25 protein-coding genes are annotated in these 26,086 nt (G+C 34.0%); 12 read left to right on the top strand and 13 right to left on the bottom strand.

Going from position 1 to position 26,086, the window contains the following annotated elements:
* Window positions 1-12: 12 nt before the first annotated feature.
* Window positions 13-369, top strand: a complete 357-nt coding sequence (locus tag DR871_RS10090) for a 2TM domain-containing protein (RefSeq protein WP_242497097.1) — start codon at window positions 13-15, stop codon at window positions 367-369.
* Between the two features lie 97 nt (window positions 370-466).
* Window positions 467-1,234: a LytR/AlgR family response regulator transcription factor gene (locus DR871_RS10085; RefSeq protein WP_113666177.1), complete on the top strand. Its 768-nt coding sequence runs from the start codon at window positions 467-469 to the stop codon at window positions 1,232-1,234.
* A gap of 104 nt (window positions 1,235-1,338) precedes the next feature.
* Here the strand turns inward: DR871_RS10085 and DR871_RS10080 are convergent, their stop codons facing one another.
* The 7 genes from DR871_RS10080 to DR871_RS10050 form a co-directional block, all read right to left on the bottom strand.
* Entirely contained in the window at window positions 1,339-1,521 is a 183-nt protein-coding gene (locus DR871_RS10080; protein ID WP_091258074.1) for a CsbD family protein, read from the bottom strand.
* Between the two features lie 237 nt (window positions 1,522-1,758).
* Window positions 1,759-2,532, bottom strand: coding sequence for a CDP-alcohol phosphatidyltransferase family protein (locus DR871_RS10075; RefSeq protein ID WP_113666176.1), 774 nt, complete (start codon window positions 2,530-2,532; stop codon window positions 1,759-1,761).
* A 63-nt stretch (window positions 2,533-2,595) separates the two neighbouring features.
* On the bottom strand, window positions 2,596-3,618 hold the full coding sequence (locus tag DR871_RS10070) for a COX15/CtaA family protein (protein ID WP_113666175.1): 1,023 nt from the start codon (window positions 3,616-3,618) through the stop codon (window positions 2,596-2,598).
* Between the two features lie 51 nt (window positions 3,619-3,669).
* Complete coding sequence (locus DR871_RS10065; RefSeq protein WP_113666174.1) at window positions 3,670-5,091, bottom strand: CCA tRNA nucleotidyltransferase; 1,422 nt, start codon at window positions 5,089-5,091, stop codon at window positions 3,670-3,672.
* A 24-nt stretch (window positions 5,092-5,115) separates the two neighbouring features.
* Window positions 5,116-5,499 carry a GxxExxY protein gene (locus DR871_RS10060; RefSeq protein ID WP_113666173.1) on the bottom strand — a complete coding sequence of 128 codons (384 nt, stop codon included), beginning with the start codon at window positions 5,497-5,499 and terminating at the stop codon, window positions 5,116-5,118.
* Between the two features lie 38 nt (window positions 5,500-5,537).
* On the bottom strand, window positions 5,538-6,107 hold the full coding sequence (locus DR871_RS10055; protein ID WP_113634302.1) for an L-threonylcarbamoyladenylate synthase: 570 nt from the start codon (window positions 6,105-6,107) through the stop codon (window positions 5,538-5,540).
* On the bottom strand, window positions 6,094-7,206 hold the full coding sequence (locus DR871_RS10050) for a glycosyltransferase (protein WP_113666172.1): 1,113 nt from the start codon (window positions 7,204-7,206) through the stop codon (window positions 6,094-6,096). The genes DR871_RS10055 and DR871_RS10050 overlap by 14 nt, the downstream gene beginning before the upstream one ends.
* Window positions 7,207-7,427: 221 nt before the next feature.
* Here DR871_RS10050 and DR871_RS10045 point away from each other — a divergent pair, with 221 nt between their 5' ends.
* Window positions 7,428-8,189: a lipopolysaccharide kinase InaA family protein gene (locus tag DR871_RS10045; protein WP_113666171.1), complete on the top strand. Its 762-nt coding sequence runs from the start codon at window positions 7,428-7,430 to the stop codon at window positions 8,187-8,189.
* Here the strand turns inward: DR871_RS10045 and DR871_RS10040 are convergent.
* The 4 genes from DR871_RS10040 to DR871_RS10025 all read right to left on the bottom strand — a co-directional run bounded on the left by DR871_RS10040 (window position 8,172) and on the right by DR871_RS10025 (window position 11,945).
* On the bottom strand, window positions 8,172-8,963 hold the full coding sequence (locus DR871_RS10040; RefSeq protein ID WP_113666170.1) for a glycosyltransferase family 2 protein: 792 nt from the start codon (window positions 8,961-8,963) through the stop codon (window positions 8,172-8,174). The two genes, DR871_RS10045 and DR871_RS10040, sit on opposite strands and share 18 nt — an antisense overlap.
* Window positions 8,964-9,027: 64 nt before the next feature.
* Window positions 9,028-10,092, bottom strand: a complete 1,065-nt coding sequence (locus DR871_RS10035) for a glycosyltransferase family 9 protein (RefSeq protein WP_242497096.1) — start codon at window positions 10,090-10,092, stop codon at window positions 9,028-9,030.
* 19 nt (window positions 10,093-10,111) lie between these two features.
* Window positions 10,112-11,092 (bottom strand): glycosyltransferase family 2 protein, encoded by a 981-nt coding sequence (locus DR871_RS10030; protein WP_113666169.1) that lies wholly within the window; start codon window positions 11,090-11,092, stop codon window positions 10,112-10,114.
* Between the two features lie 37 nt (window positions 11,093-11,129).
* Entirely contained in the window at window positions 11,130-11,945 is an 816-nt protein-coding gene (locus tag DR871_RS10025; protein ID WP_113666168.1) for a 2,3,4,5-tetrahydropyridine-2,6-dicarboxylate N-succinyltransferase, read from the bottom strand.
* A 234-nt stretch (window positions 11,946-12,179) separates the two neighbouring features.
* On the opposite strand from DR871_RS10025, the gene ruvX reads away from it, so the two are divergent.
* Together ruvX and DR871_RS10015 are read left to right on the top strand one after the other, a co-directional pair.
* On the top strand, window positions 12,180-12,596 hold the full coding sequence (ruvX, locus tag DR871_RS10020) for a Holliday junction resolvase RuvX (protein WP_113666167.1): 417 nt from the start codon (window positions 12,180-12,182) through the stop codon (window positions 12,594-12,596).
* A 119-nt stretch (window positions 12,597-12,715) separates the two neighbouring features.
* Window positions 12,716-14,212 (top strand): malate:quinone oxidoreductase, encoded by a 1,497-nt coding sequence (locus DR871_RS10015; RefSeq protein WP_113666166.1) that lies wholly within the window; start codon window positions 12,716-12,718, stop codon window positions 14,210-14,212.
* Window positions 14,213-14,275: 63 nt separating this feature from the next.
* Here DR871_RS10015 and DR871_RS10010 read toward each other — a convergent pair whose 3' ends face one another.
* Window positions 14,276-16,489: an FUSC family protein gene (locus DR871_RS10010; protein ID WP_113666165.1), complete on the bottom strand. Its 2,214-nt coding sequence runs from the start codon at window positions 16,487-16,489 to the stop codon at window positions 14,276-14,278.
* A gap of 193 nt (window positions 16,490-16,682) precedes the next feature.
* On the opposite strand from DR871_RS10010, the gene def reads away from it, so the two are divergent.
* The 4 genes from def (at window position 16,683) to DR871_RS09990 (ending at window position 20,335) form a co-directional block, all read left to right on the top strand.
* A complete protein-coding gene (gene def / locus DR871_RS10005; RefSeq protein ID WP_113666164.1) occupies window positions 16,683-17,270 on the top strand; it encodes a peptide deformylase in 588 nt (195 codons plus the stop codon).
* An 86-nt stretch (window positions 17,271-17,356) separates the two neighbouring features.
* Window positions 17,357-17,845 carry a DUF5606 family protein gene (locus DR871_RS10000; RefSeq protein WP_113666163.1) on the top strand — a complete coding sequence of 163 codons (489 nt, stop codon included), beginning with the start codon at window positions 17,357-17,359 and terminating at the stop codon, window positions 17,843-17,845.
* Window positions 17,846-17,925: 80 nt separating this feature from the next.
* Complete coding sequence (gene mazG, locus DR871_RS09995) at window positions 17,926-18,708, top strand: nucleoside triphosphate pyrophosphohydrolase (protein ID WP_113666162.1); 783 nt, start codon at window positions 17,926-17,928, stop codon at window positions 18,706-18,708.
* Between the two features lie 172 nt (window positions 18,709-18,880).
* Complete coding sequence (locus tag DR871_RS09990; protein ID WP_113666161.1) at window positions 18,881-20,335, top strand: APC family permease; 1,455 nt, start codon at window positions 18,881-18,883, stop codon at window positions 20,333-20,335.
* A 5-nt stretch (window positions 20,336-20,340) separates the two neighbouring features.
* On the opposite strand, the gene DR871_RS09985 is transcribed toward DR871_RS09990, so the two are convergent.
* A complete protein-coding gene (locus tag DR871_RS09985; RefSeq protein WP_113666160.1) occupies window positions 20,341-21,021 on the bottom strand; it encodes a Crp/Fnr family transcriptional regulator in 681 nt (226 codons plus the stop codon).
* A 109-nt stretch (window positions 21,022-21,130) separates the two neighbouring features.
* Between DR871_RS09985 and DR871_RS09980 the strand changes: the two genes are divergently transcribed.
* From DR871_RS09980 to ccoN, 3 genes are all read left to right on the top strand, one after another.
* Complete coding sequence (locus DR871_RS09980) at window positions 21,131-23,536, top strand: heavy metal translocating P-type ATPase (RefSeq protein ID WP_113666485.1); 2,406 nt, start codon at window positions 21,131-21,133, stop codon at window positions 23,534-23,536.
* Between the two features lie 114 nt (window positions 23,537-23,650).
* A complete protein-coding gene (gene ccoS / locus DR871_RS09975) occupies window positions 23,651-23,842 on the top strand; it encodes a cbb3-type cytochrome oxidase assembly protein CcoS (protein WP_113634286.1) in 192 nt (63 codons plus the stop codon).
* A 49-nt stretch (window positions 23,843-23,891) separates the two neighbouring features.
* Window positions 23,892-26,081: a cytochrome-c oxidase, cbb3-type subunit I gene (ccoN, locus tag DR871_RS09970; RefSeq protein ID WP_113666159.1), complete on the top strand. Its 2,190-nt coding sequence runs from the start codon at window positions 23,892-23,894 to the stop codon at window positions 26,079-26,081.
* The last annotated feature ends 5 nt before the right edge of the window (window positions 26,082-26,086 follow it).

The raw sequence follows: 26,086 nt of genomic DNA, 5'->3' as shown, positions 1-26,086 counted from the left end.
TTTAAAAAATAAATGTCACATAATAACATCGAAATGAAAAGAAATTATAATTCTGGGTTTGGAGAATTTCAGCCGGAAGATAAGTACGCTGCCGCTCAACAGGAAGTAAAGCGATTGAAAGGTTTTTATACGCATTTAATAGTGTATGTAGCTGTAAATATATTGATTGTGTTTATCAATATTAGAGATTTGGATCTGGGAGAAAGCTATTTCAAAATTGAGAATTTCTTTACGGCATTCTTTTGGGGAATAGGAATTGTTGCGCACGGATTTTCTGTTTTCTTGCCTAATTGGATTTTTGGAAGAAACTGGGAAGAGAAAAAAATCAAGGAGTTGATGGAGAAAGAAAAAAGTGAAAAATGGGAATAAGGATAAATGTTCATCCCGAAGCTTCGAAATCAGTTTTTTTAGTATTCAGTAAAACTTTTAACTTCCATTCTCTATTTTCTAACCTCTAACTTAAAAAATGAAAACAATAATTATAGAAGATGAAAAACCAGCTGCCAGATTACTGCAAAGAAAACTGGAAAAACTAGATATTGAAGTAGGAGTGATGTTGCATTCCGTGGAAGAAGCATTAGATTGGTTTTCAAAAAATGAACATCCGGATTTGATTTTTCTGGACATTCAGTTGTCGGATGGGTTGTCATTTGAAATTTTTGAAAAAGTTGAAATTAAGAGCGCTGTAATTTTCACGACTGCTTATGATGAATATGCGCTTCGTGCTTTCAAATTGAACAGCATCGATTATCTTTTAAAACCTATTGATGAGGATGATTTAGAGGTTGCCGTCTCTAAATTTAAGGCGCGTTTACCAAAACAAGAAACCAACTCCCGAGACTTCGGGATGGATTTTGAGCAGATTAAAAAGATGTTGACCAATCCGTTTGAGAAAAATTATAAAAAACGATTTACGGTAAAAATAGGCCAACATTTGAAAGTGATTTCAATAGATGAAATCGAATGTTTTTTTAGCGAAAATAAAGGAACCTATTTGCATACTTTTGACAATAGAAATTATTTAATCGAATGTACTTTGGAACTTTTGGAACAGGAACTAGATCCTGTAGATTTCTTTCGAATTAGTAGAAAATTTATAATTCCGCTGAAAGCAATTAAGGAAATCGTGTTGTACAGCAACTCTCGTTTGAAAGTTATTTTGCCCTCTTTTAAAGAAGAAGATGTGATTGTAAGCAGAGAAAAAGTATCCGATTTTAAGACGTGGATTGGGTAGTTTTAAAACAAAAAAAACTGTTTCAAATGTGACTCAAAAAATCCTAAAAGGAAATTTTTGACTCTAACAATTGAAACAGTTTAAATACCTTTAAGATTTAGAAATTAATCAAATAATGATTTAATTTCTTTTTCTGTCTTGCCTAATTTTTGTTGTAATTTACCCCACATTTCATCTTCTTTTCCTTCTTCGTATAGCAAATCATCATCCGTCAAATCGGCAAATTTCTGTTTAAGTTTTCCTTTCAACTCATTCCAGTTTCCTTCAATCTCTTTTGAATTTGGCATAATATCTAAGTTTTAAATTACTATTTGTTCTTTACAAATTTGATAATTTTTAGCTGTTTGATTGTTATATAATTCTGTGAATCTCTTGTATAATTCCTATAAAAAGTGTTGTTTAATGCGTTTTGAGGAAATTTATTAAATTGAAATAGATGTTAAATTATAACTACAAGTATATAATTATAACGCAATGGTAATGTGAAATCTGTGTTTTCGATATAGATATTCTCTATGATTAATTTACACCTTAAAAAACGTCTTTCGAATGCAAATTAGTACAAAAATCAATACTGTGAAGAGAATGAAAAAAGGGATGATATAATCGATTAGACCTGATGGTAACATGATTGCAATAATTAGTAATTGAAAGCCTAAACCGTAAATAGAAACCAAAGTCATAAACCAGTTTGGAAAGGTTTTTACTTTGTAAGCATCTTTATCCAGAAGGTGAATTATCTTATCAAACGTGCCATAAACGACGGTGTAAATGCGAAACAAAATGTCGACGGATTTTTGCGTTTCTCCAGGTAAAGCTCTTGGTGATTTGTATTCAAAAATTTTACTTGTGGTATCTCCGCCAACGGACTTATTTCTTAAAATCACATAGTAATAATTGTATAAAGTACCTTGTAATTGAATACCAATAAAGGCCAAAACAGTAAGCCAAAATGATGTTTTTGAGACATAACAAATGGTCATTAAAAATAGAAAATTCAGGATGATATCGAATACGCTGTCCAAGTATCTTCCGGTGTAGGAAGGCGTGTTTTTTATACGAGCCAGTTCGCCATCGGCAGCGTCGATTACAGATTTCAGCAAGATGAAAAAACCAGCTAAAAAGTACGATCCTTCAAGAATATAATAAATGGCTATCAGACCGGAAACACCAAAAAGTAGCGTGACATGTATGGGTGTAAAACGGGTATTTTTTAATTGATTGGCGAGAAATTTTCCAAAAGTTCTTCCATAATCTGATAAATCTAAAAATTTATCTTGAGCGGCAAGTTTAGACATTTACGTTAATAAGCAAAGAAATGTGACAATATAGTCAGGCAATATTGGTTTTGAATTATGATTTTATTTTGATAATCTGTGTAAAGAAAATGTCATTGCTGTCAGTAAAATGAAAGCCATTACTTGGTGTATCAATCCCAACCAAAGCGGAACACCGTATAGCAAAGTAAACACACCTAGTGTAAATTGTAAAAATACAATAATCACCAAAGTCTTGATTCCTCTTTTCTGTAGCACGGTAAGCAAGTGTTTACGACTTGTAAAATACAACGCCAAAATAAGCCCGACTACAACATAAGCCATGGTACGATGAACAAATTGAACGCCACTTTTTCCTTCAATTAGATTTAAAAATAAGGTGTTTTTCTCTATAAAAACACTATCGTGAATGAATTGTCCGTCGCTCATTAAAGGCCAGTGATTATGAATTAGACCTGCATTTAAACCTGCAACAAAACCACCATAAATGATTTGGATAACCAGAAATACTAATGCAACGCGTGCAAGATTACGCAAAGGAACTATTACTTTGGATCTGTTTGGGTAAATTAAATCCAAAGCAACCCAAAGCGTATAGGCAAACGTAATGAAAGCAAATGTGAGGTGCAAGGCCAATCTGAAATGACTTACATCGGGATTGTCAATTAAACCACTACGAACCATGAACCAGCCCAAAAATCCTTGAAAACCGCCCATAAAAAGCAAAACAACACATTTTTTGATGGTTGCGGTCGAAAGACGTTTCTTGAACAAGAAATAAACAAATGGGACTATAAATGCCAGACCAATTATTCTACCAATAAAACGGTGAAACCACTCCCAGAAATAGATGAATTTGTAATCACTTAGCGTAAAATCATTGTGGATATTGATTTTTTGATATTCTGGAAATTTTTTATATTCTTCAAAAGCGTGTGACCATTTTTCTTCTGTTAAAGGAGGGAAAGTATCGGTTACTAAATGCCAATCGGTCATTGATAAACCAGAATTTGTTAATCGGGTAATTCCTCCCACTATAACCATCATAAACAATAATAAGCATCCTGATAACAACCAAATGATAACGTAATTATTCTCTTTTTTCATTGTTCAAAATTAATTTTTACAAAGGTATTTGAAATGCAATTAAATGTTAATTCAACAAGCGTTAATCTTTAATCCGATTTTTGTGGCTCTTTTTAACATGAAATCATATGCCGCCTGATATTCATTGGGAATTTCTCCTTCTAAAATGGCTTCTTTTATGGCTTCCTTCAGCATTCCGATTTCTTTAGAAGGTTTTAGGTCAAAAATCTTCATGATTTCCTCTCCAGAAATTGGAGGTTGGAAATTACGAACCTGATCGCGCTCTTCTACTTCAACAATTTTCTTGCGGACGATTTCGAAATTATTATGGTATTTTTTAAATTTATTAGGGTTCTTGGTCGTAATATCGGCTTCGCACAACGTCATTAAATTCTCGACATCTTCGCCTGCGTCAAAAACCAAACGGCGCACCGCAGAATCCGTTACTGTATCTTGTGATAATACAATCGGACGGGAACTCATCATCACCATTTTTTGGACAAATTTCATTTTGTGATTCAATGGCATGTGCAAACGTTCAAATATCTTTTTGGCCATTTTTCCACCTAGAAATTCATGTCCGTGAAAAGTCCAACCTTGTTTTTTATTAAAACGTTTCGTTGGCGCTTTTCCAATATCGTGCAACAATGCTGACCAGCGCAGCCAAACGTCATCTGTGTTTGGACAAATATTATCTACAACTTCCAGTGTATGGTAGAAATTGTTTTTGTGGGTGTGACCTTCTATTTCTTCAACTTGATTCAAAGCTGTTAACTCGGGAAGAATAATATCTAAAAGTCCTGTTTTGAACAAATGTAAAAATCCGATTGAAGGTTTATCTGTCGAAAGTATTTTATTTAATTCATCAACAATGCGTTCTCCGGAAATGATTTTGATGCGTTCCGCGTTCTTTGCGATGGATCGAAACGAATTTTCTTCTATATCAAAGCCTAACTGGTTCGCAAAACGAATGCCTCGCAACATACGCAACGGATCATCAGAAAAAGTAATATCTGGATCCAAGGGTGTTCTGATTATTTTGTTTTTTAAATCTTCCAGACCATTAAAAGGATCAGATAATTCTCCAAAATTTTCAACATTTAAAGATAAAGCCAAGGCGTTTATGGTGAAATCACGACGGTTTTGGTCGTCTTCTAACGTTCCGTTTTCTACGACAGGATTCCTACTTTCAAAATGATAGGATTCTTTTCTGGCGCCTACAAACTCAATTTCGGTGTCTTCAAAGCGCAACATCGCTGTTCCGTAAGTTTTGAAAACTTGAACTTTTGGTTTAGTAGGAAGTAATTGAGAAACTTTTAAAGCCAATTCGATTCCGCTGCCAACGGCAACTATATCTATGTCTTTTTTAAAGTCTCTTTTCAAAAGTAAATCTCTGACAAAGCCACCAATCACATAACTGTCAACGTTAAGTTCTTGGGAAGCTTGAGAAATGACTTCGAAAATTTTATTATGTAAGGCTGTTTTGTAATTCATTTTTTATTACAGCAAATTCGCTAATTATTTTTTGGTATCAACGATACGTTTGTATTCTAAAGAGTTAAGGTTGAAATTAACTAAAATTGCAAGTTTGTTTCCAGAAATTTTCAAATAATTTAAACATTGATTGTAATGGCTATTGTTAAAACATTCAACAGTTTTTATCTCAAGAATTATTTTGTCATGAATAATAAAATCTGCGTAAAATTTATGTTTTAAAATTGAATTTTTATATTTAACGGTATATTCCTTCTCTCTTTCGTAATGAATATTACTTTCGTTTAATTCAAATTCCAATGCATCTTTATAAACAATTTCAGAGAAACCTCTGCCAAGATTTTTGTGGACTTCATATAAAAGTCCAACAATTTTATAACATTTTTCTTTGTAAATTAAATCATCCATTTTTCAAATTGAATTAGTGAATTAGCGGTAAATAATAACTATTTCCGAATCACTTTCACCTGAGAATCGTTCGTCAATTTTATGATTGTCGAAGGTTTTCCGGCTATTTTTTCGCGATGCAAATTTACAACATAGTCTACACCTTTTATAATTTCTGGACTAATATCTTTAAAGGCAATAGGAGTAGGCTGTCCGGAGATATTTGCAGATGTTGAAACCAATGGTTTTTTCATTTTTTCCATCAACTTAAAACAAAAAGGCTCTTTTACAATACGAATTCCTAGTGAGTTGTCTCCTGAAACTAAATTTGGAGCTACATTTCTTGGTTTGTCCAAGATTATGGTTGTAGGTTTTTCGGATAAATCAATGATTTGCCAGGCTACTTCAGGAATGTCTTTAAAAACATTGTACATCATTTTTTCGCCATTCATCAAAACAATCATGCTTTGAGTTTCGGCTCTTTTTTTGAGTTTGTATATTTTGGCGACAGCCTCAGGATTTGTGGCATCACAACCTATTCCCCAAACGGTGTCCGTAGGATAAAGGATGATTCCGCCTTCTTTTATGACTTCGTAGGCTCTGTGAATTTCGTCGTTAATATTTTCCATTTAAAATAGTTTTATATTCTTGTAGCGTTTTTTGTGCCATAATCGATGTCGTATAATACTTCAACAGATTTTCTTTAGAAATAGCAACAAAATTAGCTATCATATTCTCATTATTAAATAAGTATTCAATTTTTTCGGCTAGTATTTCAGGACTTTGCTTTGGAGCTAAAAGTCCATTAATTCCATCTTGGATAATTTCAGGTATTCCACCAACGTTTGTACTGATAACAGGGACTTCATGATAGAAACTTTCATAAATCACTTGCGGAATTCCTTCACTTTGTGAGGTTAGCAACAACGCATCGAATTGTGGAATGAAATTAGAAGCACTTGGCATGTAGCCAAGAAATAATAGGTTTTTTTCTAAATTGAAGCTTTTTACACTTTGCAATAAATCCTCAGTACGATCTGTATGACTTCCTATTTGAATGAAAATAAAATCAGTCCTTTTTTGCACATTCACAATTATATTTACGGTCTCAATCAGAGTTTCAAAATTTTTGGCCCTGATGTGATTGCCTATAATTCCGATTATTTTTTTAGAAGGATCGACTGCAAATTTTTCTCTCAGTAGAAATGGCGTTTGAGAATTTTTAGTTCCAATATTAGTTCCGTGATAAATCGTAATTAATTTATCTTTATCAATGATGGATTCTTCCGTGATTCTTTTTGTTTCCTCCGAAACACATAAATACTTCTTAATTTTAGAATAATTGTATTTATAAAGTGTCAGCTTTTTATTTTTAATGGGAAACGATGTTTTTTTGCTGAATACGAAAGGTGGTAAACCGGCAAATTTATCAGCTACAATTGCTAGAACAATTGCGGATGGGTCATGCAGGTGAATAATATCAGGTTTGTATTTCCTATTCAGCTTAATTATTTTTAATACAAAACGAAGATCCATATTAATAGACAAAGGTGCAGTTTCCGTGATGATATTAGTCTTTGATAAACGTTGATGAAAAAGTTCATCTTTTACACACAAAACTATGTTGGTGACTTCAGGATTTGATTGCGCCAATTCAAAACACAAGTTTTCAATATGATTTTCGCCGCCACCCCAACTTTTTACTGCAGATATGTGTAGAACTGTCATTATTTTTTTTTCATTTTAATGTTGGTTTTTCGATTTGGTATCGCGTATTTATTAAAAAAATAGCACTCTTTTTTTGAGGAATAGTTGGTATAACTCTCCTGTTTTCTTTCAATTAATGATGACGATTAATCAGAAATAGAGATAAAAATTCGGGTAAAATTACATTAAATATTTTAAGTGTTGAATTCAATACTTACTTTTGTCTTTCAATTCTGCTTTTTATGAAATATATCTTTAACCCTTCTTTTAAATCTTTAGAGAAACAAATTAGGAACTTTGTAAATAATTTTGATACAATAGGAATACTATTTGGTGACGGTCAAAGAAATAAGATTAAACTATTTGAATTAGAAGACAAGACGATTAATATCAAATCGTTTAAAATTCCTAATATTATCAATCAAGTGGCTTACAAATATTTCAGAAAATCTAAAGCAAGGCGTTCTTATGAATATGCGAATAGATTGCTTGAAAACGGTATAGGAACTCCACAACCTTTAGCTTATGTTGAAAATTTCAAATTATCAGGGTTAGAAAAAAGTTTTTACATCAGTGAACACCTTCAGGCAGAACTGACTTTTAGAGAATTAGTGCTGCAACCGGATTATCCAGATCACGAGAATATCTTGCGACAGTTTACCCGATTTACATTTGATTTGCATCAAAAAAGAATTGAGTTTTTAGATCATTCTCCAGGAAATACTTTGATAAAAAAAGGAAGCGAAGGAAACTATTGCTTCTTTTTGGTGGATTTAAACCGAATGAATTTTCATGATGTTATGGATTTTGATTCTCGTATGAAAAATTTCAACAGGCTTACGCCAAAAACAGAAATGCTGGCTATCATGAGTGATGAATATGCTAAACTTTACGGTAAAAAATACGATGAAGTTTTTGCCAAAATGTGTTTTTATACCAATGATTTTCAGACAAAATTTCACAGAAAGATTGCTCGAAAAAAGAAATTATTGTTTTGGCGATAGCGATTCTTCGGTATTCCAAAGTTGTTCTAATTCTCGATATCGAGTATAAACGGAGTTTGCGTTTAAATAGCAAATAATCAAGCCTTTTTTTCCGTCAAGAAACCCTAATCGCACAATATAATTGAATAAAAAATTATAGGCAGGATGAAAAAAATGCAATATAATAGAAGGTTTTTGTCTCTTTAAAAATTTCTCCTGGGCCTTAAATTTTCCGTAGCGAATGGTTTTTGATTTATAAGCTTGAAAATTGGAATAGGAGTAATGAATGAGTTTGTTTTTTAGCAAACCTATTTTTCCATTGACTTTTAATTTTTCATGTACGAGCCTTTCTTTAGTGTAAGCTGCATGATTTTTATTGAAAAGTCTAAATATCTTATCATTTTGGTTTCCACTGAAATGCAGTACTTTGTCTTTGAACATAAAAGTTCTGTAAAAAAGAAAAGCCGAATATGTTTGATTAGTATTTACTGTGGATATGATTTCATTTTTTAATGCAGGAGTCAGTCTTTCATCAGCGTCCAGAAATAAAATCCAATCATTTTTTGCTTGAGAAATCGCAAAATTCCGTTGCGATGAATAATTTTCGAATGTATTTTGAACGAAAGTGACTTTGTCAAATGATTTGCAAATACTTTCTGTTTTATCCGTACTGAATGAATCCACAACAATAATTTCATCAGCAAAATCGAAATCAGCCAAAAGCGACTTCATTTGATTTTCCTCGTTTAATGTGATTATTAAAATTGAAATTTTTGTGTTGTGATTGTTTATCATTAATTTTTGGATCTTCTACAAAAATATAGTTTTCGGATTAAATTCAATTTTTTACTTTGAAAGTTTATTTTAGATGCGTTTCTAAAAAAGTATTTAAGGAAGGATAAATTAATTCAGGAGTAAATTGATTGTAAAATGTAACGGTTTCTTTCTTTACGATTTTAGCGGTTTTGTTTTCAAATAAATCGGGTTTGAATTCATTTAAATGAAGTGAAACATGGTTAATTCCATCTTCAAATGTGGCCCAGCCTTTTTTATCAATCCAAGGCGAAAAAATAATAAAAGACGGTTTCTCTAAAGCTTTTGCCATATTTATTGCGCCACCATCATTACCAATTATCATATCACATTGGTCCATAATAGCAATAAACTCTCGGATACTTTTACCTAGAACGGAAAAATAAATTTTCTGTTTTGTAGTTTCTTTACATTTATCATAGATAGTTTTCGCTTCTTCAATCTGCTTTGGAAAATAATTAAAAAGGATATTTACATCACCTTTGTCTGCGATAAAATCAACTAATTGCGACATGTATTCCAGAGGATAAGTTTTGTCTGCACTGCTTCCAATGATGCTCACCATTATCGTTTTTTTGTATTGGTCTATTCCGTGCGATTCAAAAAGTGCAGTAGCAAAATCATTTTCTTCTTGCCTAACATAAATACGTGGGAAAGTTTCTAATTCTATAGGCAGATGTAATGGATTTAAGAGTGCTAATCGTTGTTCGATTATTAAACCCAAATTTGTTTTAGATGTTTTTTTCCGTTTCACGGTATCTGTATAAAGAAATTCTCTGCCCTTTTTCCAATACGATATTTTTTGTTTGGCACCAGAAAATAAAACGACAAGCCAACTTTCTAATTTAGAATAGGCATCAATGACGATGTCATATTTTTCTGCTCGAATGGATTTCAGTAACTTATAATATTCCCATTTGTTTTTTTGATGTTTTTCCTGAAAAAGTATAAGATTATCAAAACTTGTATTTCCTTGTAAAACAGCAATTGTCGATTCGTAAACCATATAATCAATTTGCGCTTTTGGATATGCTTTTCGCAGATTGTCGCATAAAATGGAGCTTACTAAAACATCACCAATCATTTTTTGTTGAATTACAAGTATTTTCATTTGGAGAAAATTAGGGGAATTAAGCTTTTGTTTTCAAGTAATTCATTGCACGAGGACTAATCCAAGTTTGTTTTTGAAGCGCATTAAAATAGTAAACGGATAAGTTTTTAAGCATTAATCGATTCACCTTTAATTTTGGAATAAAAAACAAAAATAAACTTAAAACAGATAATAGTGTTTTCTCCAGAAGTACTCCTATAATTAATAAACTTTGTAAATAGATTTGAATTCCTGTTGAGAATTGATTGCTGATATAAACGTGTTTAGAAATAATCACTTCGGTTTTGGTCAATGCTTTTGTCTTGACGTTTAATCTGGATGCACCGCCGTGCTGATGGAAAACTGTAGCTTTTCTGGTTACGGCAACTTTTCCTCCAAGGTCAGAAACTTTTTTGCAAAGGTCAACATCTTCAAAATACAGCCAGTAATCTTCGTTCCAACCTTTAATTTTGTCAAACCAGTTTCTACTTATGAAAATAACTGCACCTGTAACCCAATCCGGATAAAATAAATCTGTTGTAGTGTTGAAACGTTTTTCTAGTTTGGCTTTATTTAGTTTTCTAAAAATTGCTCTTGAGATTCCAAAAAAGCGTCCTAAAGCGGGGAATAAATTGTTCTGCTTGTAAAAAACGCTGTTTTCATTTATTTGAAGACAGGACAAAATTCCAATTTCAGGGTGTGAAACAGCAGTTTGCAAAAGCGTTTCTAAAGCTTCAAGGGTAAGTTTTGTATCTGGATTTAAAAAAAGGAAATGGTTTCCCGTCGCAATGGCTGCACCAAAGTTGCAACCATTTGAGAAACCATTATTACCAGTATTTTCTATAAAAGTAAACTTGGAATATTTTTGTTTAAAAACAGGAAATTGTCCGTCATTAGAAAAATTATCCACTATGATAACCTCAAATGAAAATGTTCTAGAACTAATGGAATCAATAGATTCTAAACACTCGTCTAAGGCTTTCCAACCTCGGTAATTGACTATGATTATTGAAATATCCAATAGGTTTTTTGTATATAAATTTTAAAACAAAACGGAATTATACCGCTACGTTATATTCGCGTAAAGCATCATTTAAAGATGTTTTTAAGTCAGTAGAGGCTTTTCTTTGTCCGATAATTAATGCACAAGGAACTTGGAAATCACCTGCAGGAAATGTTTTTGTATAACTTCCAGGAATCACTACCGAACGAGCAGGAACAAATCCCTTTATTTCGATAGGAGTTTCGCCTGTAACATCAATAATTTTTGTAGAGGCAGTCAAACAAACATTAGCGCCAAGAACGGCTTCTTTACCAACATGAACGCCTTCAACTACGATACAACGTGAACCTATGAAGGCACCGTCTTCAATAATTACCGGAGCCGCTTGCAAAGGTTCCAAAACTCCACCGATTCCAACACCACCGCTTAAGTGTACGTTTTTACCAATTTGAGCACAGCTTCCTACAGTTGCCCATGTGTCTACCATAGTTCCTTCATCAACATAAGCACCAATATTAACATAACTTGGCATCAAAATAACACCGCTTGAAATGTATGCGCCATAACGGGCCACAGCATTAGGAACCACACGGATTCCTTTTTCGGCATAACCTCTTTTCAATAACATTTTGTCATGGTATTCAAAAATTCCAGATTCCCATGTTTCCATTTTTTGAATAGGGAAGTACATAACCACCGCTTTCTTAACCCATTCGTTTACTTGCCAACCTTCACCAACTGGTTCGGCAACACGTAATTTCCCGGTGTCTAATAATTCAATAACTGCTCTGATTGCATCAGTAGTTGTAGTTTCTTGTAACAAAGCACGGTTTTCCCAAGCTTGCTCTATAATGGGCTGTAATGGATTCATTTTTTGATAATTTTTGACAAAGATATGATTTTTAACCAAAAGCAAAAAAGCAAAATGGGTTGAAAATGTTACAGATTTAACTTCTTGTTTGATTCCTTAATTTGAAATGATAATATTCTTTAGTTTTGAATTGTTAAACCAATAAATTTGAAAAAAAAATGATAAGAAAGTGACTTTTCTGTTGTTGCTGAGAATCGGAAAATTAAAATAGTTACCTTTGAAAAAAATATATAAATGCCAAGAATACTCTCCATAGATTACGGTCAAAAACGAACTGGAATAGCCGTTACCGATGAAATGCAAATCATAGCTTCAGGACTTACAACCATTCCATCTACAACCGCAATTGCTTTTTTGAAAGACTATTTTTCCAAAGAGAAAGTAGAAGCCGTTCTTATAGGTGAACCCAAGCAAATGAATGGTGAACCTTCAGAAAGTGCTTCCATAATAAAAGGTTTTGTAACCCATTTCACCAATCATTTTCCTGATATGACAGTCATTCGGGTAGACGAACGCTTTACTTCAAAAATGGCTTTTCAATCCATGATTGATAGCGGAATGAGTAAGAAACAACGCCAAAATAAAGCTTTGATTGATGAAATTTCGGCTACGATAATGCTTCAGGACTACTTGACCCGAAAAAGATTTTAAAATCAAGACAAAAAACCAGTGTTTAGGCTGAAAAGGTTTGATAAATGTAACTTTTGAGTCAAAATTTATGCTTTTTTTTTGCAATTATATAAATTATCTTTGCACTTTAAAATCTAGTTATGCCTGATACAACCATACGTACAAATAGTGAAGTAGTTCTTATAGGAGCTGGAATTATGAGCGCCACTCTTGGTCTAATCCTAAAAGAGTTGCAGCCGGATATCAAAATTGAAATTTACGAACGCTTAGATATTGCAGCCGCCGAAAGTTCTGATGCATGGAATAATGCAGGAACGGGACATTCTGCCTTTTGCGAGCTTAATTATACTCCTGAAAGTGAAGATGGAAGCATCAATCCTAAAAAAGCAATCGGTATTGCGGAATCGTTTGAGGTTTCGAGACAATTTTGGGCGTATCTCGTTCAAGAAAACAAAGTTCCATCCCCACAAAATTTTATAAAAAGCATTCCACACCTTAGTTTTGTTTGGGGTGAAAAAAATGTGGAGTACCTAAAAAAGAGATTTGAGGCTTTACAGGCGAACCCTCTTTTTGAAGAAATGGTCTTCAGCACGGATTTTTCTGAGTTAAAAAAATGGATGCCTCTCGTTATGGAAGGTAGAAAGGAATCTGATACAGTTGCCGCTACTTCAATGGCAATTGGAACCGATGTGAATTTTGGAGAATTAACCCGAAGTATTTTTGGTTATTTGACAAAATTAGAAGGCGTTACTATTCATTTCAACCATGAAGTTCAAAAATTAAAACAAAGGGAAGATAAATCCTGGAGAATAAAAATAACAGATTTGGCTACAGGCCAAAAAAGAAAAGCATATACTAAGTTTGTTTTTATAGGCGCTGGTGGTGGATCCTTGCCATTATTAGAAAAAGCAGATGTTCCAGAAGGAAAGGGATACGGAGGTTTTCCGGTGAGCGGGCAATGGCTAAAATGTACCAATCCGGAAGTGATTGCAAAACATCAAGCCAAAGTATATGGTAAAGCTAGTGTTGGTGCTCCGCCAATGTCTGTTCCGCATATTGATTCCCGAATGATAAATGGAGAGAAAGCATTACTTTTTGGTCCTTTTGCAGGTTTTTCAACTCGGTTTTTAAAAAATGGTTCGTATTCGGATTTGCCTTTATCTATAAAAACGGATAATATCATTCCTATGGTTGCCGCGGGTATCAAGAATATACCACTTACTAAATATTTAATTCAGCAAGTACGTCAGTCGCCTAAAGACCGAATAAATGCTTTAAGAGAATATGTCCCAGGTGCACGGTCTAAAGATTGGGTTCTTGAACGAGCAGGGCAACGTGTGCAAGTGATTAAGAAAGATGAGAAAGAAGGCGGGATTCTGGAGTTTGGTACCGAAGTTATTACCACTGCCGATGGAACTTTATCTGTTTTACTGGGTGCTTCGCCGGGCGCTTCAACCGCTGTTTCTATTATGGTTGATTTGATTGGAAGATGTTTTAAAGATCAATTTGAAACGCCGGAATGGCAAGAGAAATTAAAAACGATGATTCCTTCTTTTGGTCAGAAATTAAACGATAATCCTGATTTATTAAAGGAAATCAGAAAAGAAACAGCTACGGTTTTAAAGCTAAATAATTAGAATTTTATAAAAATAATAAAGGCGCTGAATTTTAGATTGTATCTAATTTCAGCGCCTTTTTCATTACGAATCTTTTAGTGTTTTTGTAGTTTTCAAAATATTTTCGGATAAATTAGTTAACCAGATTAATTGTTCAATTACCAATTGCGCTTCCTGCATTTTCAATTGAAACGCCTCTTCATCGATAGGAATTCCTTCTTTTAACTCCTTTTCCCGAATGTTTTTCAGCTCTGTAAAGCGCAACGCTAAATCTTCTTGCGGAAGGTTTTCTTTGAGTGCTACATTATTTTCTTTCAGGATTGCAATGGCATTGTCTAAGTTTTTAATGGCAGTATCAACGACTACATTAAACGCCTCAGAAGCAGTTGTGGTTTTGTGGGACTGAATATAAGTCCCTAATGAAGCTAAAGAAGACAGTAAAGAATGATTTAAAACAGTCAGTTTGTATACTTGTGGCATTTGCTTTTGCTTTGATTTAGGTTCTTGAACCATTCTTTGAAACGAAGCCATCAGATTCCCAATTTCGATAAAAGCATTTTTTCGTGCGAGACGATAGGAAGTAGCAATATTCCCTTTTTTATTGTAAAAAATAGAAATTTCTTTTAAATAATCTTGGTTTGCCTTAATTGCTTTTTCTAAATAGAGGGGAATGTTCAAAAACTCCCAAGAAGGCCATAAAAAGTGGTTTGCCAAAAAGGCTAAAGCAGCACCCACAACAGTATCCAGGATTCGATATTGAACTAAATCACCAATATTAGGTGTAATTATTCCATAGATAAATACAACATACATGGTGACAAAAATGGCGCTCACCTTATAATTAATTTGTGTAAAAGAGAATCCCAACAGCATACAAACAATAGAAAGAACACTGATTATGATGTTGTCTTTTACGATGAAAAGAATCCCGAAAGCAACTAATCCACCAATCACTGTGCCAATTATTCGGTGAAAAGAACGTTCTTTTGTCAAGCCGTAACCCGGTCTCATAATTACAATTATGGTCAGCAATATCCAATAAACATTATGGAACGGTAGAAATTTTCCAATAATAAAACCAAGCATTAAGGTTATGGTTAATCGCAAGGAATGCCTGAAAATAGTAGAGGAGAAACTCAGGTTTTGGGTCAAAGTACTCAACGGATAATATTGTGGAGTGAGGAATTTTTCTAAATCAGTATCGATTCCTTTAAAATCGTGCGAATTAAAAGTAACTGTAAAAGCACGCTCAACAATTTTTATTTTTTCGACTTGTTTTTCAGCGTATTGCAACATCGTTGTCAACATAAAAACACCTTCGGAAGCAGTAGTTTTCCCTAAATCATTTTCATAATCTGCAATGGCAAGCTGTAAGGCATTCAAATCGCCCAGTAAAGTATGTTTAGAAATGTATTTCGTACTTTTTTTGACACTTTTAGATAATTGCTTCAAGCTAGCCGCCAGATTGTAAGCTAAATTTTGATACGTATGTAAAACCTTTGGATGATCATCGAATTTTTGATGCAATTTATCATGGTCAAAAGCCGTGGATAACGCGAGTTCCAGAATTTCTACTAAGGAAATAAAAACCAATAGCATTTTACGATTTTGATTGGAAGAACCGGAGGTGGTATGACTGCTGATCAATACTTCTCTAATATTTTGATGGATGGTATTCAGCTCAACTTGAAGATGCAATTGCTTTTCAATGATTGATTTTCTATCAGCATTCAAGGTCCACAAATCGCCTCGAAGTTTCAAATATTTGGCGGTAAGCTTGATGCATTCCGCAATTTGTAACTCGACATAACGATTCGGTCTGATATAATGAAAAATGAGAGAAACCAGCAAATAAAATAAACCGCCGGCAAGAATTAATCCGGCATGAAGGAGCATTGTCCAACCGGTATTGATGCTTGCAAATGCTAATGAAACCGCGATAAGGCCAGAGAAAGAAACCATGGTAGCGCGTTGCCCATAAACAGAAAGCATTGATATGAGGAAAATTAAAACTGCCAAAAACGGATAGAAAATCCAAGAATATGGAAATACAATATTAACAAGCAAATTAATGCCCGCAACCAGAAAAGCAGTTACCAGAACACCATTTATTTTATGTTTGAGACTGCTAGGAATATCACTTGGATAGGTGAAAAAAGCTCCAAGAGCCATAGCGAAACCCATTTGAAATTTACCCAAAAACGAAAATATCACCACTGGAATGACTGCTGCAATAGTGACTTTTATAGCATTGGTAAAATAAGTACTGTCGGTAAACTTTCGGATCTTGTATATCATATAATTGTATTGATACAAAGGTACTATTTGTAGGAATGATACAAACAATATTAGAATCTCTTTTGCTTTAAATTGTAAATTTTAGCTAATAATTAACGGAGGATTATTCATTGTCTATTTTTTTACTATTTTTGCAAACTGAATGAAAAGGAAACTTATTTCAATTTCAGAAGATAAATTTTAATACTACACGATGATTTTACCAATTATAGGATATGGCGATCCAGTTTTAAGAAAAACAGGAGAAGTTCTTACACCAGAACATCCAAACTTGAAAGAAACGATAGCCAACATGTACGAGACCATGTATAATGCCTATGGTGTGGGTCTTGCTGCGCCACAAGTAGGATTAGCACTTCGTTTATTTGTAATCGACACCACTCCTTTTAGCGATGATGAAGAATTAGAAGATGCGGAACAAAAAGAATTAAAAGGATTCAAAAAAACTTTTATCAATGCAAAAATGATAAAAGAAGAAGGAGAAGAGTGGAATTTTAATGAAGGATGCCTAAGTATTCCAGACGTTAGAGAGGATGTTTACAGAAATCCAACCATAACAATCGAATATTGTGAAGAGGATTTTGTTATGAAAACAGAAGTTTTTGACGGATTAATCGCCAGAGTAATCCAACATGAATACGATCATATTGAAGGAATTTTATTTACCGATAAAATTTCATCATTAAAGAAACGATTGATTCAAAAGAAACTGAAAAACATCTTAGAAGGAAAAACATTCCAAGACTACCGCATGAAATTTTTTGCCAAAAAAGGAAGATAAAGTAAATCTAAGGCTTCGCTTGGTACGATTTTTGGTTTTAAATGAAAAAATAATAAGTCAAATTCTTAATAATAATTACACAAAACATGAATTTAGAAAAAATATTAGCCATTTCTGGGAAACCAGGTTTATATGTATTGAAAGTGCAAACAAGAACTGGCTTTGTAGCAGAATCATTAGCAGACGGAAAAAAAATCACAGTGAACTTGAAAAGTAATGTGAGTCTATTGTCTGAAATTTCAATTTATACGTATGAAGGCGAAAAACCTTTAGCTGAGATTATGCAAAAAATTGCTGATAAAGAAAGTAAAGGTCCAGCACTTTCTCATAAAGAAGACAATGCTAAACTAACGGCTTATTTCAAAGAAATTTTACCAGATTATGATGAAGAAAGAGTATATCCTTCTGATATCAAAAAAGTTTTAAACTGGTACAATATGCTTCAGGCAAAAGGATTAGTTACTGATGAAGTTCAAGCTGCTGCTGTTACTGAAGAAGTTGCTGCCGTTGCAGAAGAAACTCCAGAAGCTGAAGTGAAAGCTCCTGTTAAAAAAGTAAAAGCTAAAAAAGAGTAATTTTACACTACAATAATATTTAATCCTGTTCAGCTATTTTCTGAACAGGATTTTTTTATTTTTACCAAAAACAATTTCTGATGGATTCAAGACAAAACCAACTGCAAGCTTTCGAAAGATTATTAGATATTATGGATGATTTGCGAGAAAAATGCCCTTGGGACAAAAAGCAAACCATGCAAACGTTGCGTCATCTTACCATCGAAGAAACTTATGAATTAGGGGATGCAATTTTAGACAATGATTTGATCGAAGTTAAAAAAGAATTAGGGGATTTGTTATTACATATTGTTTTTTATGCCAAAATAGGGAGCGAAACTAACGATTTTGACATGGCTGATGTATGTAATGAAATTTGTGAAAAGTTAATTCACCGTCATCCACATATTTATAGTGATGTTGTGGTAAAAGACGAGGAAGAAGTGAAACAAAATTGGGAAAAACTAAAGCTGAAAGAAGGCAAAAAATCTGTTCTCGAAGGTGTTCCAAGAAGTTTGCCCGCATTAGTAAAAGCAAGCCGAATTCAGGATAAAGTAAAAGGTGTTGGATTCGATTGGGAAGAATCACATCAGGTTTGGGATAAAGTACAAGAAGAATTAGATGAACTACAAGTTGAGGTTGAAGCAGGTGATCAAGATAAAATTGAAGCCGAATTTGGGGATGTTTTATTTTCTATGATTAACTACGCTCGATTTCTGAATGTAAATCCTGAAGATGCTTTGGAACGAACCAACAAAAAATTCATCAAGCGCTTCCAATATTTAGAAAGCAAAGCGGGAGAATTAGGAAAACCCCTAATGGACATGACACTTGCTGAAATGGATGTTTTTTGGGAAGAAGCGAAGCGTCTTCCTAATAAATAGGAATTGGAAATCTATGATTTCCAAATGACTCAATTTTGGGAAGAAGCGAAGCGTCTTGCTAATAAATAGGAATTGGAAATCTATGATTTCCAAAAAACTCAATTTTGGGAATAAGCAAAAAAACTATAGTGTTCAGTATTCAGTGTTCAGTTTTAAATAATTAAATTATCAAATGTCAGAAAATAAAACCGAGTTAAAACGTTCTTTAGGATTAATAGATGCCACGAGTTTAGTTGCCGGTTCCATGATAGGATCCGGGATTTTTATTGTAACATCTGCCATGGCAAGGGATATTGGTTCTGCTGCCTGGTTATTAGTCATTTGGTTGGTAACGGGGTTAATCACTGTTGCTGCTGCGTTGAGTTATGGAGAATTGGCAGGAATGATGCCTAATGCAGGCGGTCAATTCGTTTATATACAACGCGCTTACGGAAGATTAGTTTCTTTCTTGTACGGCTGGACTGTTTTTACAGTAATTCAAACCGGAGTTATTGCGGCTATTGCGGTTACATTTGCAAATTATGCCGCTATTTTCTTTCCTGTTTTAGATCAAAGTCTTTTTACGGTTGGGACTGGTTTTGTTTTTTCCTACCAAAAAGTATTGGCTATTTTTAGTATAATTCTGCTAACTTATATCAATACCAAGGGAGTTGAAAGCGGGAAAACAGTTCAATTGATTTTCACTTCGGCTAAATTAATTGCACTTTTTGCATTGATTATTTTAGGATTGTATGTTGGTTTACAAACGGATGTTTTGTCTAATAATTTTGCAAATATGTGGGAAGCCAGTAAAACGGTTGTAAATCCTGACGGAACAATTACAGTAACAAAATTAGTTGGAATGGCAATTTTGGGTGCAGCAGGAGCAACGATTATCAACTCATTATTTTCTAGTGATGCATGGAATAACGTGACTTTTATTGCAGGTGAAATTAAAGAACCGAAGAAGAATATTCCTCGAAGTTTGTTTCTTGGAACCTTGATTGTGACTGTTATATATGTTTTGGCAAATCTGGCTTATTTGGCTTTGTTGCCAATGCAAGGAACTCCAAACGGTACTGATATTGCGAATAACGGAATCATGTTTGCCAGTAATGATAGAGTAGGAGCGGCGGCCGCAAGTATGATTATGGGAAATGTAGGTGTATTTGTGATGGCTGCATTAATCATGGTTTCCACTTTTGGATGCAATAGTGGTTTGATTCTTTCGGGAGGAAGATTATTTTTTGCCATGGCAAAAGACGGCTTGTTTTTTAAACAAGCTACAGAACTCAATAAAAATCAGGTTCCAGCCAAAGCGCTATGGGTGCAATGTATTTGGGCTTGTGTGCTTTGTATTTCGGGAAAATTCGGTGATTTATTAACGTACGCAACTTTTGCATCGTTGTTGTTTTATATCCTGACTATTTTAGGTGTTTTCATTCTTAGAAAAAAAGAACCCAATGCGGATAGGCCTTATAAAGCCTTTGGATATCCAGTTGTGCCAGCCATTTATATTATAGTGACATCGGCAATTTGCTTCACTTTATTGGTTTATGATACATTCAATACGGGATTAGGATTGTGTATTGTGGCGCTTGGAATTCCGGTGTATTATTTTGTAATGAATAAGAAAGAGCAAAATTAATGTTCCTATTCTGCTAATTTTTTTAGCGCATTGATATCTTTTAAAACAATTTTTTTACCTGTTAATTCAATCAAACCTAATTTTTTAAAATCCGATAGCAAACGAATGCAGCTTTCAGTGGCAGTGCCAATTATACTGGCTAATTCGTCTCTTGAAAGTTGTACTTTTAAAGAGCTATCCTCGTTTTTCCCAAAAGTGTCATTTAGATAAAGGAGCGTTTCGGCTAATCTTTCTTTGACTGTTTTTTGCGCCAAATTCACCATGTGATCATCGGCTTCTTTTAGGTCGCCACAAATACTTTTCATCACATTCATTGAAAACTGGTTGTTCTTATCGAAATATCCCATCACTTCTGATTTTGGAATAAAACAAACCTGCATATCTTCAAGAGCTACGGCGCTCAAGTTGACCGGTTCATCACTAATCATTGAGCGTTGCCCCAGTAATTCTCCTTTAGTGACTAATTTAACAATATGGTCTTTGCCGTTTGCACTCAATTTGGTCAGTTTGCACACACCATCTTTGATACAATAAATTCCATTTACATTCTCACCTTCCTCAAAAATAACTTCTCCCTTTTTGATAATATGGGATGTTTTGCAGTCAGAAAGTTTGATCAATTCGTCTTTAGTTAAGGCTTTTAAAGAGCTAAATTCTCTGACGATACATTGTTCGCATTTGCTCATAGTATATGTGATTTATTTGTATTACAAAACTAACTCTTTAATATGACAAATATCATATTTTTAACTCATTCGATAAATGACCTTTGTTCCAGGTAAAATGAGCAAAGTTATGGACACACAAAACTGTTTCCATTGTGGTTTAGACATTATTAAAGAAGACGAAATTATTTTTGATGCTAAAAATTTCTGTTGTAACGGTTGTAAAACGGTTTACGAAATTTTCAGTATAAATGATTTGACGTGTTATTATGATTTTGAAAAATCCCCTGGAGCAACCCCGCAAGATATTAATGGTAAATATGATTTTTTAGACAATGAGAGTATTGTATCCAAATTATTGGAATTTCAAGAAAATTCAACCGCAATTATTTCACTTAGTATTCCACATATTCATTGTAGCTCGTGTATTTGGATTCTGGAAAATCTACAGCGTCTTCAAAAAGGAATAAGCACTTCGCAGGTTAATTTTCCTGAAAAAAGAGTCCGAATCACCTTCAATCCAGAAGTTGTTTCTATCAAAACGATTGTTTATTTATTGAGTTCCATTGGTTATGAACCCTATATTAGTTTAGAAAACTATGAAACGGGAAGTAATGATGTAGATAGAAGTTTGACTTATAAACTTGGCGTTGCTTTCTTCTGTTTTGGGAACATTATGTTGCTTTCGTTTCCGGAATATTTTGAAGTAAAAGAATTTTGGTTAGACCAATACCGTGGCTTCTTCCGTTGGTTGATTTTTGCTTTAGCGATACCGAGTTTCTTTTACTCGGCAAGTGGTTATTATGTTTCTGCGTATAAAAGTATCAAAACTAAAATGCTTAACATCGATATTCCTATTGCTTTAGGAATTGTGGTGATGTTTGTGCGAAGTACGTTTGATATTGTTATGGATTACGGTTCCGGTTTTTTTGACAGCTTAACAGGATTGATTTTCTTTATGCTTTTAGGGAAAATGTTCCAAATCAAAACCTATAGTTTTTTGAGTTTCGAAAGGGATTTTAAGTCCTATTTTCCAATAGCGATTACCAAAATCAATTCGGATTTATCAGAGGAAAGTGTGGCAATTTACGAAGTTGAAAAAGGCGATCGATTACTCATTAGAAACCAAGAACTGATTCCTGTTGATGGGATTCTAATTTCTGAAAAGGCAGAAATCGATTATAGTTTTGTTACCGGAGAAGCAATTCCTATTACGAAACAATCTGGAGACAAAGTTTTTGCAGGAGGAAAACAAATAGGAAAAGTAATTGAAATGGAAGTTTTACATTCTGTTTCCCAAAGTTATCTGACGCAATTATGGAGCAATGATGTGTTCCAAAAAAATGTAGAGCAAAAACACAAAACGATTACCGATAGCATTAGCCGTTATTTTACACCTATTTTATTACTGATTGCTTTTGCAGGATTTGGCTATTGGATCTTTATAGATGCCAATACTGCCTTCAATGTGTTTACGGCAGTGCTTATCGTTGCTTGTCCTTGTGCTTTGGCATTGACGGCGCCATTCACTTTTGGGAATGTATTGCGAATATTAGGAAAACAGAAATTCTATCTCAAAAATGCTTTGGTTATTGAACAATTGGCGAAGGTAGATACCATTGTTTTTGATAAAACAGGAACGATTACCACCAATAAAAAATCGAATATTTCTTATGAAGGAACCGTTCTTTCCGATGAGAATTTATTGCTGGTAAAGAATGTACTTCGCGCCTCGAATCATCCGTTAAGCCGCATGCTATATGATTATTTGCCTATTCCAATTTTGCAAAGTAAATCAGGAAATGAAGCCAAAAAATTAAAAGTGGATCATTTTGAAGAAATCACCGGAAAAGGAATTCAAGCACAGATTTTTGGTCACCAAGTCCAGATTGGTTCTGCCGATTTTGTAGAAAAAATCGAAGAAAAGAACGTTCAGCAAACATCGGTTCATATTAAGATCAATACTGTTTATTACGGAAAATTCATTTTTAATAATCAATACAGGGAAGGTTTGGAAGAACTTTTTGAAAATTTGAAAAGCAACTATCAGATCAAAGTTTTGTCAGGGGACAACGAAGGCGAACGCACTATTCTTGAACAACTTTTGCCGAAAGGCACGGAATTGATTTTCAATCAGAAACCGGAACAGAAATTAGAATTTATTAAAAACTTACAGGAACAAGGCAAAAATGTGATGATGGTAGGCGATGGATTAAATGATGCCGGAGCTTTGGCCCAAAGCAATGTTGGGATTTCGATTTCTGAAAATGTCAATGTTTTTTCACCGGCTTGTGACGCTATTTTGGATGCCAGCGAATTTCAAAAATTGAATTATTTCTTGAAATTATCGAAGAATGCGATTACGACCATCAAAATGAGTTTTGGACTTTCCTTATTGTACAATGTGGTTGGATTATCATTTGCTATAACCGGGAATTTATTGCCTTTGGTTGCAGCTATTATCATGCCGTTGAGTACAATAACTATTGTGAGTTTTGTAACAGTGATGAGTAGTTATTATGCTCGGAACAAATAGAATGGAGTACGATTTAGTTTTTTCTTCACATTTATTTAACAAAAGTAATAAGTATGATAAATGTCATATTTTACTTGGAAACGTAAAAGTAACTTTGTTAACACAAATTAAGGTATGAGTGTCATTTATTTATTAATCTCCATCAGTATAATAGTCGCCATTGGTTTTTTTATTGCTTTTATAAGGGCAGTAAAAACTGGGCAATATGACGATGATTATACACCCTCAGTCAGAATGCTATTTGACGACGAGCTAATACAGCCCAAAGTTGAGAAGTCAAACATCGAAAGCCAGGAGACTTTGTGATATTCACCAGTAATTTTTTAAATTTTTCAATCATTTAATTTTTTTATTTATGGAAATGCAGCAGTTTTATTATGATAACAAAATTGTAAAAAACTTCATTTACGCGACCATTGTTTTTGGAGTAGTAGGAATGTTAGTAGGACTTACATTGGCCTTTATGTTTCTTTTTCCAAATATTACCGATGGGATTTCGTGGTTGAGTTACGGTCGATTAAGACCTTTACACACCAATGCGGTTATTTTTGCCTTTGTAGGGAACGCAATGTTTGCGGGTATTTATTATTCCTTGCAGCGCTTGTTGAAAGCCAGAATGTTCAGCGATTTTTTGAGTAATCTTAATTTCTGGGGATGGCAATTAATAATCGTAGCGGCAGCTATTTCGTTGCCACTTGGATACAGTACCTCTAAAGAATATGCCGAACTGGAGTGGCCAATAGATATCGCAATTGCATTGATCTGGGTTGTTTTTGGTATCAATATGATTGGAACAATTTTAAAACGTAGAGAGCGCCATTTATATGTTGCCATCTGGTTTTACTTGGCGACATTCGTAACGGTTGCGGTTTTGCATATTTTCAATAGTTTGGCATTACCGGTTTCTGGAATGAAAAGTTATTCTGTTTACGCAGGGGTGCAAGATGCTTTGGTGCAATGGTGGTACGGTCATAATGCGGTTGCGTTTTTCTTGACTACACCTTTCTTAGGATTGATGTATTATTTTGTTCCAAAAGCGGCAAATCGTCCGGTATATTCTTATAGATTGTCAATAGTTCACTTTTGGTCGTTGATTTTCATTTACATCTGGGCAGGACCGCACCATTTATTATATTCTGCTTTGCCTAACTGGGCGCAAAATTTAGGAGTTGCTTTCTCTATTATGTTGATTGCTCCATCTTGGGGTGGAATGATAAACGGATTATTAACCTTGAGAGGGGTTTGGGATAAAGTACGTGTGGAACCTGTTTTAAAATTCTTCGTAGTAGCAATTACCGGTTACGGAATGGCAACTTTTGAAGGCCCAATGTTATCCTTGAAAAACGTAAATGCTATTGCGCATTACACGGATTGGATTATTGCTCACGTTCACGTAGGTGCATTGGCTTGGAACGGATTCATGGCCTTTGGTATGATTTATTGGTTGGTTCCTAGAATGACTAAAAGTAGTTTGTACTCTCTTAAATTAGCTAATTTTCACTTTTGGATTGGTACTTTGGGAATCATATTATATACTATTCCAATGTATGTTGCCGGCTTTTTACAAGCATCTATGTGGAAACAATTTAACCCGGACGGAACTTTAACGTATGGTAACTTTCTGGAAACAGTAACTCAAATTATGCCAATGTATTGGATGAGAGCTATTGGTGGAACCCTTTATTTAATCGGAATGTTTACTTTGGTGTATAACATTATTCAAACGGTTCGATTAGGTTCTAAAATTGAAGACGAATTAGCGGAAGCTCCTGAGTTAGTAAAAATTAGTGCGGGTAGAGTAAAAGGAGAAAAATTTCACCCTTGGTTAGAAAGAAAACCTATCCAGTTAACTATTTTGGCAACTGTCGCTATTTTAATTGGAGGTGTTATCCAAATTGTTCCTACAATTATGGTTAAATCTAATATTCCGACCATTGCCAGTGTTAAACCGTATTCTCCACTAGAATTAGAAGGACGTGATTTATACATCCGTGAAGGTTGTGTAGGGTGTCACTCTCAGTCAGTTCGTCCGTTCCGTAGTGAAGTAGAACGTTATGGACCACAATCTAAAGCTGGTGAATTCGTTTACGATCATCCATTCCTTTGGGGATCAAAACGTACAGGCCCGGATTTATTAAGAGTTGGAGCAAAATACAATGACAATTGGCATTTTAACCACTTCTGGAATCCACAAAGTATATCTGCAGGATCTATTATGCCAGGTTACAAATGGCTTTTTGATAATAAACCGATGGATGTTTCTTTGACTCAAAAGAAAATGCAAGCTATGGTAACGCTTGGAGTTCCTTATACTGAAGCTCAAATTGCAAGCGGTTTAGATGATTTAAGAAAACAAGCTGTTGCAATTGAAGAAAGCTTGAAAAATGATCCTGACTTTGTGAAAAGCTATGACGAAAGCAAGAAAAAAGCCGAAGCCAGAGGAGAAAAATTTGTTCCAATGAACGAAAGAGAAATCGTTGCCTTAATTGCTTACATGCAAAGACTGGGAACCGATATTAAAGTAAAAGATATTGCTAAAAAATAAAAGTC

This window comes from Flavobacterium petrolei (genome assembly GCF_003314435.2).
GTDB lineage: Bacteria > Bacteroidota > Bacteroidia > Flavobacteriales > Flavobacteriaceae > Flavobacterium > Flavobacterium petrolei.
The sequence above is the reverse complement of the archived record's forward strand: the minus strand, read 5'-3'. Positions and strand labels throughout refer to the sequence as shown.